Origin of the sequence: Rubritalea sp. (assembly GCF_039830215.1) — a bacterium.
Classification (GTDB): Bacteria; Verrucomicrobiota; Verrucomicrobiia; order Verrucomicrobiales; family Akkermansiaceae; genus Rubritalea.
In genome coordinates this window covers 1-13,941 of sequence record NZ_JBDOPO010000197.1, presented here as the reverse complement: position 1 = coordinate 13,941, position 13,941 = coordinate 1, and the positions used below count along the sequence as shown (strand labels likewise).

Annotated in this window: 13 protein-coding genes; 6 read left to right on the top strand and 7 right to left on the bottom strand. The window is 48.7% G+C overall.

Annotation, left to right across the window (positions count from 1 at the left end; genetic code table 11):
• The 4 genes from ABGY95_RS06525 to ABGY95_RS06510 all read left to right on the top strand — a co-directional run.
• On the top strand, positions 1-747 hold a 747-nt coding region (locus ABGY95_RS06525), incomplete at its 5' end, for a 3-oxoacyl-[acyl-carrier-protein] synthase III C-terminal domain-containing protein (protein WP_347440885.1).
• 203 nt (positions 748-950) lie between these two features.
• On the top strand, positions 951-2,321 hold the full coding sequence (locus ABGY95_RS06520; protein ID WP_347440884.1) for an efflux transporter outer membrane subunit: 1,371 nt from the start codon (positions 951-953) through the stop codon (positions 2,319-2,321).
• 44 nt (positions 2,322-2,365) lie between these two features.
• Entirely contained in the window at positions 2,366-3,502 is a 1,137-nt protein-coding gene (locus ABGY95_RS06515) for an efflux RND transporter periplasmic adaptor subunit (RefSeq protein WP_347440883.1), read from the top strand.
• A gap of 8 nt (positions 3,503-3,510) precedes the next feature.
• Positions 3,511-6,711 (top strand): efflux RND transporter permease subunit, encoded by a 3,201-nt coding sequence (locus ABGY95_RS06510; protein ID WP_347440882.1) that lies wholly within the window; start codon positions 3,511-3,513, stop codon positions 6,709-6,711.
• Positions 6,712-6,719: 8 nt separating this feature from the next.
• Here the strand turns inward: ABGY95_RS06510 and ABGY95_RS06505 are convergent, their stop codons facing one another.
• From ABGY95_RS06505 to ABGY95_RS06475, 7 genes are all read right to left on the bottom strand, one after another.
• Complete coding sequence (locus ABGY95_RS06505) at positions 6,720-6,980, bottom strand: hypothetical protein (RefSeq protein WP_347440881.1); 261 nt, start codon at positions 6,978-6,980, stop codon at positions 6,720-6,722.
• A gap of 174 nt (positions 6,981-7,154) precedes the next feature.
• Positions 7,155-8,174, bottom strand: a complete 1,020-nt coding sequence (gene plsX, locus ABGY95_RS06500) for a phosphate acyltransferase PlsX (RefSeq protein WP_347440880.1) — start codon at positions 8,172-8,174, stop codon at positions 7,155-7,157.
• Between the two features lie 118 nt (positions 8,175-8,292).
• Positions 8,293-8,475, bottom strand: a complete 183-nt coding sequence (gene rpmF / locus ABGY95_RS06495; protein WP_347440879.1) for a 50S ribosomal protein L32 — start codon at positions 8,473-8,475, stop codon at positions 8,293-8,295.
• Between the two features lie 12 nt (positions 8,476-8,487).
• Positions 8,488-8,982 carry a YceD family protein gene (locus ABGY95_RS06490; protein ID WP_347440878.1) on the bottom strand — a complete coding sequence of 165 codons (495 nt, stop codon included), beginning with the start codon at positions 8,980-8,982 and terminating at the stop codon, positions 8,488-8,490.
• A 66-nt stretch (positions 8,983-9,048) separates the two neighbouring features.
• A complete protein-coding gene (locus tag ABGY95_RS06485; protein WP_347440877.1) occupies positions 9,049-9,780 on the bottom strand; it encodes a hypothetical protein in 732 nt (243 codons plus the stop codon).
• A 30-nt stretch (positions 9,781-9,810) separates the two neighbouring features.
• On the bottom strand, positions 9,811-11,658 hold the full coding sequence (locus ABGY95_RS06480; RefSeq protein ID WP_347440876.1) for a SulP family inorganic anion transporter: 1,848 nt from the start codon (positions 11,656-11,658) through the stop codon (positions 9,811-9,813).
• A gap of 14 nt (positions 11,659-11,672) precedes the next feature.
• Entirely contained in the window at positions 11,673-12,785 is a 1,113-nt protein-coding gene (locus ABGY95_RS06475; RefSeq protein WP_347440875.1) for an LptF/LptG family permease, read from the bottom strand.
• A 124-nt stretch (positions 12,786-12,909) separates the two neighbouring features.
• Between ABGY95_RS06475 and aat the strand changes: the two genes are divergently transcribed.
• Positions 12,910-13,497 (top strand): leucyl/phenylalanyl-tRNA--protein transferase, encoded by a 588-nt coding sequence (aat, locus tag ABGY95_RS06470; protein ID WP_347440874.1) that lies wholly within the window; start codon positions 12,910-12,912, stop codon positions 13,495-13,497.
• A gap of 88 nt (positions 13,498-13,585) precedes the next feature.
• Positions 13,586-13,750 (top strand): type B 50S ribosomal protein L36, encoded by a 165-nt coding sequence (gene ykgO, locus ABGY95_RS06465; protein ID WP_105041962.1) that lies wholly within the window; start codon positions 13,586-13,588, stop codon positions 13,748-13,750.
• Positions 13,751-13,941: the final 191 nt, after the last annotated feature.

The following is a 13,941-nucleotide window of genomic DNA, read 5'->3' as shown; positions in this document are numbered from 1 at the left end:
GCTAAATCTGGGATTGCTCCGGGTCAGGTAGACGCTCTACTTCTATGCTCGTGTACTGGTTTTTTATGTCCAGGGCTTAGTTCCTATGTTGCTGAGGAATTAGGATTACGCAGTGATGTGTTTCTTCAGGACATGACGGGGTTAGGCTGTGGAGCTGCAGTGCCTTTGGTGCGCGCTGCCGAGGGTGTTGTTTCTTTAAATCCCGATGCTGTGGTTGTGACTGTTGCGGTGGAAGTGTGTTCTGCCGCATTTTTTGTGGAGGATGATTTTGGGGTGTTGGTCAGTACCTGCCTGTTTGGCGATGGAGCTTCTGCTGTGGTGTGGTCGGGAGGTAATGGAGGTTGGCTAGTGAAAAATTTTCAATCACTGCATTTGCCCGAAGAGAGAGAGAAAATTCGCTTTACCAATGCTGCTGGAAGACTACGCAATCAATTAGATAAGTCTGTACCTAAGCTAGCAGCGAGAGTCGTTGAGAAACTCTATCAGATGCGCACTTCCGAGCCTGAGGCTTTGGTGACACATGGAGGTGGACGTGATGTGGTAGAAGCTTTGGAGAATGTCTTGCCAGTCGATTCGTTAGACTACGCTCGCACTGTGCTGGAGCAATATGGAAATTTAAGCAGCCCGTCAGTCTTTGTTGCCCTGGAGAAATGTTTGGAATCAGACCAAGCCTTCAAGCAGCTGTGGATGTGCTCTTTTGGAGCTGGATTCTCAGCTCATAGCTGTGAGCTGAGCCTCGAGCTCTAGTTCGTTACTTTTTGGAGTTGCAGGATTTAGCTCCCTAGTTAGCGTTGAAATACAGCGCAATGGTGTGAAGCTGAGTTGTTCAAATGCTTAAACTCATAAAGACAGATGGTAGAGCTTCGGTTGGCTTTCCGACCGACCAGTTATGGTTTGCAATTTTGAACAAACGTTTCTGTGATCATTTGAAAAGGGTTAGTTTTTTGTCTTTGGCCGTTATCTTTGTTGGTTGCGCGGCGACACCTCCGGCGTCTCAGATGCTGAAGGTCGAGGAGATGGCTCCTCATAGCTGGGCGGCAACTAAGGAAGGAAAATCTGGAGTGGATCGCAACTGGGTACAGAGCTTTGGCGATTCTAGTTTGAATAAACTAGTAGCTGAGGCTCTCGCGCGAAACCCAGATATGCGTGCCACTGCTGAGCGTGTGCTGCAGTCTCAGAAGGCTGCCTTCGTTGCAGGTGCAGCTGCGCGACCATCGTTGGCTGCAGAACTTAAAGGGGACAGGAGTAAGAGGCAATTTGTTGGAATGCCATTTGGAGGGTCTTCTGTGGAAAATGGAAGTTATGCAGACCTTCGAGTTAATTGGGAAATCGATCTCTGGGGAAGAATTCGGATGGGGCAAATGGCTGCTATTTCTGATGCGCAGGCGGCAGAACTTGACGCGAAGGCCGCTGAGGCGGCGCTTGCAGCACAAGTGTGTAAGGCTTGGTTTTCATTAGGAGAAGCAAATGAGCAACTCAGATTGGCGAAGCGGGTGGCTAAAATTCGCGATGACTCAGTGGAAACTATTGGACAGAGGTTTGAACAAAATTTAGGTAATGATGGTGGGTCTGCTAGTCAGTATCGACTAGCCCAGACGGATCAAGCCACAGCCAAGGCGGTGATCTCTCAAAGGGAGAGTGAGGTGAGAATGGCGCAGAGGCGCCTGGAGCTACTTTGCGGTCGCTATCCTGCAGGGAAAATGAAAGGGAGTACCACACTAACGAAAATGCCATCACGCCCGCCGAGTGGTGTGCCATCAGGTTTGTTGCAAAGAAGGCCAGATGTGATAGCCGCTGAGCGTAGATATGCCGCTTCAGTTTCTAGGTTGGAAGAGGCAAAACGTGCGATATTTCCTGTTATCAGTCTCACCGGTTCGGCTGGAACCGCTAGCGATGCTCTGGAGCAGATTATAAATAATAATTTCAGTACCTGGTCGTTGGGTGCAACACTTACGCAGAATTTATTGACGGGTGGTCGAGTCAAGGGTGAGCAGGCTATTCGAGCCTCCAAGGAGCGTGAGGAGTTGGCAAGACTTCAGGGGGTTGTGTTCGGCGCTTTTGGAGAAGTAGAGAATGCTTTGGTGTTAGAGCGCTGGCTTAAGCTTCGAGTGAAAGATATGCAAAAAGCTTCTTCTCTCGCTAATGATGCTGCCATGGCGGCCAATGATGATTACCTAGAAGGCACTGGAGGCATTCTTACCCTACTGACTGCTCAGAGTCGAGCTGTCGAGTTGGACTCGCAGTTGTTAGTGTTACGTAGAGTTCAGCTAGAAAACCGAGTGGACCTCCATCTCGCTCTTGGTGGTGCATTTAGTTTATAAAGAATATAGCTATGAATGAGCAAGATAGAGAAATGAGACCAATTGTGAAACTGATCACCGCAATAATCGTGATAGGCACAGGGGTGGCAGTGATGGCTTATTTTATCGGAAACCCTGTGGAGGCGACAAAACTGGATAAGGAGGTTTTCGAGCCACGTGTGGAATTTCTAGAGCTTGTGGCAGACACGTATAAAGTGGAGTTAAGTGCTCAGGGATTGGTGGAGCCTGTGACTCAAACCGTGATCATCAGTGAAGTAGCTGGAGCTATTGAGTTCGTTTCACCAAAACTGAAAACTGGTGGACGGTTCCTTAAAGGTGAGCGGATCGTGAAGGTGAGTTCTGCCGATTATCAAGCGCAGCTGGCGCAGGCGAGTGCAACTGTAGCAGATGCCGAATTTCAGATTGTTCAAGAAGAGGCGCGTGCTGTGCAAGCAATGCGTGACTGGAAGAAATTAGGCCGTGGTGGGAAGCCGGGACAGCTGGTGACTCGTGAGCCTCAGCTTAAAAGCGCTAGAGCAAAGTTGGCTTCAGCTGAAGCTAATGTGGTCCAAGCCCAACGAGATCTAGCAAAGACTGAAATCACAGCACCGTATGATTGTATGGTTGAGGCTGCCTCGGTAGATGCGGGAGGTTATTTGCCGAGAGGTGGGAGAGTGGCTGAAGTGTACACAGCAGATAAAGTACAGGTGCGTTTGCCATTAAGTCTAGAAGATGTGAGTTTTCTTCCGAAGAAAATAGTTGGGGGCAGCGTGATTGTTAGAGCTAAGGTCGGACGAGTTTCAAAAGAGTGGAGTGGGGCAATTGTGCGTACCGAAGGGAAAATAGACAGAGCAACCCACACGATGATGATTGTTGTAGAAATGCGTGAAGCGGATGGTGACGGGATGTTTAAAGTCCCTCCTACAGGTCTATTTGTGCAAGGGAAGTTTGAGGGAGGTGAGTTTGAAAATGCGGTTAAACTGCCACGAGAGGCATTGAGAAATGACGAGACAGTCTGGTTGATTGATGAAGCTAGCAAGCTTGTTGTAAGGAAGGTTACAGTGGAGCGTAGTGAGCGTGATTATGTAGTTGTTACGGTGGGGCTAAGCGATGGTGAGAGAGTGATTACAAGCCCGATTGAGTTGCCTGTGAATGGCATGAAAGTAGAGCCAGTGAGAAAGCAGGCCAACCAATTGAATTAATGGGGGGAATGATCAAATGGTTCAGTCGCAATCATGTCGCGGGAAACTTCCTGATGTTGGTTGTGCTAGTGGCGGGAATCTCGACTTGGTTCAAGTTGAAGAAAGAAGTTTTCCCAGAGACTAGTTTGAATGCAGTCATTGTTTCTGTGCCATTTCCTAATGCAACACCTGAGGAGGTGGAGGATGGCATTTTACTTCCACTGGAAGATGCAATTGCTGATGTGGATGGAGTGAAGCGCTATAGCTCGACAGCAACTGAAGGACGTGGTGGCATCACTGTCGAAGTGGAAACGGGCTATGATGTGCGAAGCGTGATGGATGATGTGAAAAGTCGCGTCGATGCCATCAGTGTTTTCCCTGAACAAGCGGAGAAGCCAATAGTTGAAGAGCTGCTGTTGTCCTACCAGGTGATGAGTGTGGCAGTGAGTGCTGATGTGGATGAAAAAACTCTGCGGGGGATTGCTCAAAAAGTCCGTGATGGGCTACTGAACTATCAAGCAGGTGAGCCGGAAGGATTTTTGGATAAGTTAGACCAATCCCTTCGGGGGAAGCCAGATATAACCAAGGCTTCATTGGCAAATGTTAGACCATACGAAATTTCTATTGAGATATCAGATGAAGTACTACGGCGGCATGGGCTAACGCTTTCAGGTGTTGCTACAGCATTGCGTTCAGCATCGCTCGACTTGCCTGCGGGAAGTGTGAGGGAACGCAGTGGTGAAGTGGTTGTACGAGTGAAGGGGAAGGCGACGAGCGCAGAAGATTTTAGGGAGTTTATCGTCGTTATGAACAGCACTGGTGAGCAGCTCAAGCTCGGGGAGATAGCTACGATTGTTGACGGCTTTGAAAATGTGGATTTGAAAGCTCGATTTGATGGGCGCAATGCAGCTTTAGTGAATGTGTTTCGGACTGGCGAGCAGGATACTATGCTGCTCGCCAAAGGAGTCAGGGATTACATCGAGAATGTCGCTCCATCTGAGTTGCCGCCGGGTGTGAGTCTAGAGTTGTGGAATGATCAAAGTAAGATGTTAGGTGGGCGGCTCTCGTTGCTGGGGCGTAATGGAGGCTGGGGCTTACTTTTAGTTTTTGTGGTATTGGCATTATTTTTGAGACCATCACTCGCGGCATTGGTGGCTATAGGAATCCCAGTCTCATTCGCTGGGGGAGTTTGGTTGATGCCTGAACTAGGGGTGAGTGTGAACATGATTTCGCTTTTCGCCTTTATCCTAGTGTTAGGAATAGTGGTAGACGATGCGATTGTCGTTGGTGAAAATGTGTACAGTCGTATTCGTAAGGGGGAAGATCCAAAGGAGGCTTCTTGGAAAGGGACGCATGAAGTTGGAATAGTGGTTACTTTTGGGGTGTTTACAACGATGGCGGCTTTCACGCCGATGCTCGGACTGAGTGGAGTGAGTGGGAAAATCTGGCCGAATATACCTTTGGTGGTGATCCCAGTATTATTCTTTTCGTTGATCCAGTCGAAGTTGGTTCTCCCTGCGCATTTGGCGATGTTGAAATCGCGCGACGCTAATGTTAAAACAGGTGCAATCACTCGCTTGCAGCACTGGATCGCTGATGGACTAGAGTGGTTTATCGAGCATTGCTACCGCCCAGCTCTGCGTAAAGTACTCCACACTCGCTGGGTAGTGTGGTCATGTTTTGTGGCCGCTTTATTAACGATAATGGGAATGGTGGTCAGCGGGCGCGTTCCATTCGAGTTTATGCCGAAGGTCGAAGGGGACGTGATATCGGCAAAGCTGATCATGCCGGTCGGAGTTAATTTCAACACCACTGATACAGCGATTGAAAGAATTGAGGCAGCAGCACGCAAAGTGGGTGAAGAATTCAAAGGCTATGACGGGCAAAGCGTGGTAGCTCATTATTTGGCGAGCGCTGGGACTCAGCCTTTCCAGTCAGGGTTCACCCCTAACAGTGACGCAGTGAATAGCCATTTGGGCGAAATTACCTTGGAGTTGATTCCGGCGTCTGAGCGCGAGTGGAATGGTGGGGAGATAATTTCAGCCTGGCGAAAAGAAATTGGTCAAATTCCCGGAGTCGTTGAGCTTTCCTTCAAGCAGGAAACCAATAGTGGTGGAAACGCAATTGATATTGAGATCACTGGAAAAGACCTAACAGAGCTGAAGGAGGCGTCCGATTATATCACGGATAATTTATCTGATATGAGTGGGATCACTGATGTCAGCACGAGTTGGCGGATGGGGAAGTCAGAGATAGTTTATGACCGTGATGATTTAACCGATGCTGGCAAGGCACTAGGCTTTAGCTTGGCCAATATTTCTCAGCAGCTACGTTCCTCGTTTTTCGGTGATGAAGTGCAGCGGATTCAGCGTGGCCGTGATGAGGTGAAGGTGATGGTACGTTACCCCGCCTACGAGCGCAAAGCATTAGAGACTCTAGAAGAGGTTCGTCTGGTGACGCCGGCGGGTGATGATGTGCCAATCAAGCAGGTGATCAAGGGGGAACCATATCGAGGCTTGTCGACGATCAAGCGTGTGGATGGACGACGCTCACTTACCATCGCAGCAGACATAGATAAAAGCTCAGGAGCGAATGCGAATACTGTGGTAGCGACTTTCAATGAAAACGTTTTGGATTCGTTGAACTCAAAATTCCCAGGAGTCACATGGGGGTATCGGGGCGAGCAAGAAGATCAGAATACCAGTATCAAAGAGATGGGGCAGAAATTCATTTTTGCCATTTTGATGATCTACATTCTATTGGCAATTCCGCTCAAGAGTTATAGCCAACCGCTGATAGTGATGTCAGTGATCCCATTTGGAATAGTCGGGGCAGTCGGTGGGCATTTATTGCTAGGAATGGACCTTAGCATCATGTCTCTCTGTGGAATAGTGGCACTCTCCGGAGTAGTTGTGAATGATTCACTGGTGCTGGTAGAATACATCAACCGTCACCGAGAAGATGGTGGAGGAGTGATTGAAGCAGTGTGGAATGCGGGAGCTCGTCGCTTTAGGCCGATTTTGTTGACCTCGCTGACTACTTTCGCTGGCTTGATGCCGATGCTTACCGAGACGGATATGCAGGCGAAGTTCCTCATCCCAATGGCAGTTTCCTTGGGCTTTGGCATTCTTTTTGCCACAGCAATCACGCTCATTTTAGTACCCAGCGTTTACCTGATGCTCGAGGATATAAAGCGATTTGGTTCGCTGATGTTCTTTAAGAGAAAGTAATCTTCAGCCTATAGGCCAGGTAGCGGTTGAAGCAGGCTGCGTTTGGCGTACTGCCATGCTTCTATCTCGGCGCAGCAGCGATGGCGAACTGGGCCGCCGTGGATTTCGAGACTGACGTCGTAGTGGCCAAAGGCGACTGTGCGAGCCAGGCTGGCTTCAACAACTTGTGAGAGTAATTCACGCTCGGCCATGACTTGCTCAGCGAGAGTTTGGCCAATCTCGGCGTAGCGCTGGACGGTCTCATTGTTGCGCCCGATAGGCGGTTGCACTTCGAGTGGTTCAGCGTAAGATATGAGAATTTCGCGTTGATTTCACTGATACAGTGGAGGTCCATAGTAAGTAAGGTCACACGCGTGAGTGTTAAGCTGATGTGGACTTATTTTCCCAATTCGCAACTAGGGAGTAAGATGATTTAACTAATGGTTTGTCGTTGGTGAAATTCGCTATTCGGTCAGAGAGGAAAGAGCTTCTTCAATGTGTGGATTGACGCTTTGTTCGACAGTTTCCATAGCCACGCGGATTGCATTCTGCATCGCAAGTGCTGATGAACCACCATGTGCGATGATGCAGACTCCATTGACTCCTAAGAGGGGGCTTCCGCCGTAGGATTCGTAGGATGAGCGTTGTTTCACAGCCTTGAACACGCCGCGAGACATTGCTGCTCCGAGTACGCGGAACGGATTACGTTTGAATTCAAGCTTGAGCCATTTGGACATTGCCTTGGCTGTAGCTTCACATGACTTCAGGATGATGTTGCCAGTGAAACCGTCACAGAGAGCGACGTCGAGCTTGGTTTCAAATAGATCGTGGCCTTCAACATTCCCCTTAAAAGTGAATGGGCATTTACCCGTTGCTTCCAGCTCCTTCAGGCGGCGGAATGTTTCTTTGGTGAGAGTGTTGCCTTTTTCATCTTCTTCGCCATTGGACATGAGGCCGACTACTGGGCTCTTCACGCCCATGACGTGGTTGGAGTAGATCGCTCCCATCACGGCATAGGTGACAAGATGCTTGGCAGTGGCTTCAGGATTGGCTCCGGCGTCGAGTAGGTTGCAGACACCGTGCTCGTTGGGCATAGGGGAGGCGATGCCAGCGCGTTCAACACCTTTGAGAGTTCTGAGCTTGAGGGTAGCTGTAGCGACTGCTGCGCCGGTGTTGCCGGCACTTACTACCGCATCAGCATCACCGTGTTTGACTAGCTCTGTGGCTACAGCAATCGAAGATTTCTTTTTTGAGCGGAGAGTTTTGGCTCCGGACTCATGCATTTCAACAACATCGGGGGCGTGGACAATCTCTACACGCGGGTCCTTAAGTTGATGTTTAGCGCACTCAGCCTTGAGGTTTTCAGCGTCGCCTACTAGAAAAATTTTTTCGATCTTAGGGTAAAGCGCGAGGGCGTTTTTAGCGCCGACAATGTTGACGAGCGGAGCTTTATCTCCGCCCATGGCATCCAATGCTATCTTCATGACTGATGTTTATGTGTTTTAGTTGGGTTTTGACACAAAAAAAACGTTGCAGTAAGATATATTACCGCAACGTTTTTGAAAAGTTTAGATGGGCCTGCCAATCTGGCACGCAACCAAATTACAGAGCGTCAACCTCGAGAACCTGACGGCCACCGTAGTTGCCGCATGATGGGCAAGCGATGTGGCCAGGAACGCGGCTACCGCACTCGGAGCAGGTCTGGAGTTTAGGTGCACGCCAACGGTTAGCGCCGCGACGCATTTTCTGCTTCATTTTTGATGTTCTACGCTTTGGTACTGCCATAATCTTAGGTCGTTAGTCTTTAAATTCTTTGAAGTCGTCGAGTGCACCCCATTGGTTCTCACTCGTGCTCTGAGGCGCATCGTCTACACCACTATGGGGGTCTTTGTCCACTGATAAATATCGTTCTTCGATTTTACATTCATGAGGTTCGTCTGCTTCATCGCATTTTGGGTAACTTGGGAAGTGCATTAAAACCTCTTCCCGTAAGGCTTCAGTGAGGTCGACGTTGCTTTCTTCGATCTCAAACGACTGCCCATATTCCTCTAAAGAAATTGTCTTAATAAATTCTTGGTTATCACGACTACAGGTAAATTTAAAGGTGCTAGAGATGAATCCACGGACTAAAAGTTCCTCTTCAAACCGTTGAACATGCAGTGAGTAATAGAGTGGACTCTCTGGTTGAGCATCGTGCTTCGGTAGGTCGTAGATTGCGGAGTCGATTTCACCTTCGAAGGATTTCCCTTCCTCTGGTAGATTGACGAGTTCTATAACTAATGATGATTTCATGTATGACTAGTGGGGTTGGTCTGCGGGATTATCAATTCAAATTTCTTGTGAAGGCGACAATCGTGCTCATTGTGTGATGACTTTGTATTTCTCAATGTGCCTGGTGTAGCCTGCTTTATTGGAGTAACAGTATGGGTCAACGTGTAGGATGCGCAATGGGTATTCCCTGCCGCTCTTTAGGCGTTTTTCGGAAACAAGATAAATAAGATCGGCTTCAAACTTACTTGGGTAAATTGTTTTTTTTCCCACTACGCTGGTTTTTGTTGAGCCGAGTGTGCTGGTGACTTGTTTGGTTATATCCACGGTCATTGGGTAGACTACTTGGCAGAGGTAACCGTCAGAGTGTTTCTCGATAACTTTGATCTTTGCGTCTTGTGAAAACTCTTGTTCTTGCTGCTCGACAATGCGTGCGATCATGGCTCGCTGACGTCTCCTAGCTTGCTCTTCTTGAGCCTTAAGTTGTTTTTTTTGTACTGCAAGCTGTTTGCTTTGGCGCTCTTTGCGGTAGGCTTTGGCTGCATCATCTAAGCTCATGCCTAGTTTCTTCTGAAACGTGAGAGGGAGGTCTTCTATTTTGAGGCGGCAGCCACCATCCTTGTGCATGATGGTGATGCTGTCGGGTTCTACTTTAAGAACTTTGACTTCTATGAACAGCCGACCGCACTGCGTGGTTAGTTTGGCGAGGGTGACTGTGTCCTCAACTGCCCAGAGAGTTCCAATGGAAATGGAGAGGTTAATGAGTAGGAAGAAATAGCGTCGAAGCATCACCAAATGCTTATAGTACAGAGTGGTCGCCATGGCAACGATCCCGTTTCGAATGCCCTAAAGTCACTTGTGAGATGGGTCGAAAAAGATCTTAATCTCCGCAGTTGTGGTACCAAGTACTTCCTGGGCACGCAGTAAGGCGTCACGGGTAGAGAGGTTTGGATTGCTCGGTGAATAAATGAAGACGTTAGTCTCACCTTGAGACCGGTCACAATCGGCCTGAATCGTTTCTAGGGCACCAGAGAGCTTGAGTACTTTATATACTTCTCTAGTGGCTCCTGAGATGAGAACGAAGCGCCCTTGCTCTCGCATGTGTTTGACAAGGCTCTCCAGAGCCATAACGCTGGTAGCGTCGAGGTGACGCGCATTTTTGAGGCGGAGTATGATGACCTTCAGGTGTGGATCAGATGCTGTGATTTGAACCTGAGTACGGAATAGTTCTGCAGCACCGAAGAAGAGGTCTCCTTCGACATGAACGATGGATATGGCGGGATTTTGGCGCTCCTTCTTTTTATCTAGTTCTCGTAGATTACCTTCATCGCTTACTTCATATTCGATTAGGTGGGGTTTAGATGCCTTGCGCAAGAATAGTGTGATTGAGAGAGCTACTCCGGCAAAAATGGCGTAATCGAGACGAGTGATGAGCGTGGCACTAAAAGTGCTGATGACGACGAGGGCGTCATCGTGTGTCGCGCGTAGACAGATACGGATGTTGTGCCATTTGATCAGAGAGAGGGCGATGCCGATCACTAGGCCGGAGAGTGCGGCCTTGGGTATGTGTTCGACAATTGGTAGTTCTATGAGCGCCCAAAACCCGAGCAGGCAGAGAAAGGAGCAATAGATCGAGGCGAAGCGAGTTTTTGCACCAGAGTCGTAATTAAGAGCGGAGCGAGTAAGGGAGCCAGAAGCTGGCATAGGAGAGAAGAGAGAGGCTCCTAAGTTTGCCATACCTACGGCAAACATATCTTGGTTGACGTCAGGTCTTTCACCGCTGCGTGAGCCGAGTGATTTGCCCATCACTGTGTTTTCTAGTGAGGCTAGAAACGAGATGGCAAAAGCCACGCCGAAGAGTAATGAGATAGTGTCAAAATCGAAGCTAGGCAGAGTGGGGGAGAATGAAAATGCACTGAAAGCGCTGAAGGTGGCAATTTTCGAGAACACTGGCACATGTGCTTTCAGTACGTATGTGATGAGTGTGCTGAGTGTGAGGCAGATGGCAAAGTTGGGAAGAGATGCAATCCTCTTCTGCATGTAAAGGTAGAGGGCTAATGTGCCGCCGCCTAATAGGAGGGGCTGCCATTGATAGTATTGCCAAAAGGACCCGATTGCTTGAACTATTGAAAAGAATGTCTTGGCGCTGACCTCGCTCATTGGTTCGGCTATGCCCAGCAGGTGCTTTGTCTGATTGGTCATAATCAGGATGGCTGCACCTGTGATGTAGCCGACGAGCACACTGCGGCTAACGTACTGTAAAAGATCTGCCACTTTAAAGTAGGCTCCCGCTACAGAGAGGGCTCCTACCATGAACACCAGTAGTGGCATCATTAGCATTTTGCTCTGCATATCGACCTCAGGGTGTGAGACGAAAAAACTGAAAACCATGAATGCTGTAGCATTCGTTGGCCCTAGAATGGTGAAGCGTGAACTTGCAAAAAGAGGGGCGATTATGCCAGCGATGATCGAGCAGATGATACCGTAGTATATCGGTAGTTCAGCTATGGCTGCATAGGCCATCCCCTGAGGCAGCGTGAGCAGTGCAACATTCAGAGCCGCTTTGCTATCGGCTCTAATGTTGCGGGGGGTAAGCTCCGACACGGAGCGGCGAATAGGAAAGGGGTCTAGCGCATTTTCTCTAAAAAATGTGCTGACGTCTCGCCAAAGGTTTCGAAATGGGTGACTGTGCTTAGCCATGAGTTCGGTATGTGTTATCTTCTGCGCGCGCGCTTGAAGAGGTAGATGCCTAGAACCAGAGCGAGGGCGTTGGGCATCCAGTAGAGGGTGGTTGCTAGGTCGGGTGAATCAGCATCTACTTGATTAGCAAAGATGTGAAAGAGGAAATAACCTAAGCCGATCACGAGCGATAGAGCAAAGCCGCTGGAGGATTCTTTGCGTCGTGCAGACATTCCCAGTGGGACTCCAATAAGGGCGAAAGCAATGCATGCACAGGAGTATGATTGGCGGTGAGTAATCTGGTTTTTAAACTTGTTGACTTGATCTGGCTCAAGATCGGGATTGTCTTTGAGGTACTGCTTTATTTCAGTATTGGTCATCCAAGATGCTTTGATGCGTTTTTTGTTATCGAGGTTAAAGTCAAAGACCACGGGGTTGACTGCGGCTACAGTGATGGGAGTGTGTATACCGTCCTTGTTGATTGTTTCGATTGTTGCGTCCTGGAGCTTTAGTTGGAGTTGTCCTTTGTCGATGTTGATATCAAGATGGGCTTTCTCGGCGTAGGTGTAGAGCTTTTCTCCGTATGCTGTGCTCGCGTCACCGATGTCGTGGATGTGCACTCCGTAAAGCATGTCGCCTTCGCGTGACTGAACGTAGATTCGCTTTTCAGCGAGCTGAGTCTGCACAACTCCGGGGTCGAGAAACTTGTTGGGGTCTTCCTGCACTGCCTGAATTAGGAGGTCTTTCACGTTACCTTTAGCCTCAGGTGCGATTTTGACATTAAGCCAAAAACAGAAAATAGCCAAAACGAGGGCCGAGCCAAACACGGGAAGGGCAATGCGGGGGAGACTACGACCAGCCATACGCATACCGACCAGTTCGTTGTCTGCTGAGAGGCGCCCAAAAACCAGCATGACAGCAGCTAGAAAGCTGAACGGAATGGTGAACATCAGCGAGAAGGGTAATACGCTGAAGATGAATTCGAGAACTAGGTAGGGTGAGGGATGCTGTCCTACAAAAAGTGGGCGAGCTTCCTTGAAAATATTACCCAGCAAGAAGACTCCGCTCAGGATAAGCACTGCAAAGATTGTGGTGCTTATGATTTGTTTTCCGATGTAGCGATCTGCTGTTAGCATGGATTCATGCATACTCAGCATAAGCTCGGCTGGTGTCGAGTGTAGGTTTGTAGTTTTTTGGATGGAATGATTCTTGTTAGGATTTGTTGTTCTCTGACTTGTCAGTGCGGAAAGCCCCCTGTATGGTTGATGTTCAATGGAGCTTATCCCACCGCAGATATTGTTAGGAGCCTACAGTGAAGGAGTTTTTCCTATGGCTGAGGACGGTGAATTACAATGGTTCTCCCCAGTCATGCGGGGGCTGATCCCTTTGGATGAGAGCTTCCATATTCCGAGAGGTCTGAGGAAAACGCTGAGGAAGGAACCCTATGAGGTGCGGTTTGATTCAGCCTTTGAAGAGGTAATGCTCGGATGTGCCGAACGAGAAGAGACCTGGATTGATAAAGTGATTGTCGATAGCTACACGGAGCTTTTTAGACTTGGTTTTGCTCATTCTGTGGAATGTTGGGATGAAGGTGGTTTGCAAGGTGGGCTCTATGGAGTCCAATACGAGGGGGCATTTTTCGGTGAGAGCATGTTCAGCCGTAAGACTGATGCTAGTAAGGTTGCTTTGGTGCACTTGGTTGAGAGGCTTCGTGCTGAGGGTGTGCAGTTACTAGACACTCAGTGGATGACTGAGCATTTGACTCAATTTGGCGGGCGAGAAGTCCCTCGAGATGAGTATCTGCAGCTTCTAGCTGAGGCTATTGGTCCTCCAGTGACGGAGCTAAATATACCATCGTAAAATAAAATTCAATCAAATGGGTAGAAATGACTTTACAAGAGAGGTGATTTCCGTATTTTGCGCCCCCCAAACAGGAATTTTTCCAGACATGAAAGTTTTATCATCACTAGCCTCAATGAAGCGCCGCCACGAAGACTGCCAAGTGGTCAAACGTAAAGGCACACTCTACGTTATCTGCAAGACGAACCCTAAGTTTAAAGCTCGTCAGGGCACTACACGTGCAACTAAGCTTTCTAAGAAAGGCGTTAAGTAGCACGATTTCTGGGTAACCAGATACAATCAATTTCTAGCCTCCTCACCGCTTTGTTGGAGAGGAGTTTTTTTTACCCAGATGCATCAATGTATAAAACTATCTAGGCAGGATATGCCGAGATGTTTTGTTTATGGGGATTTGGTTGAGCTTTATTCTCCGAGTACGTGAGCTTATGTTCTTGAGGGCCTCAG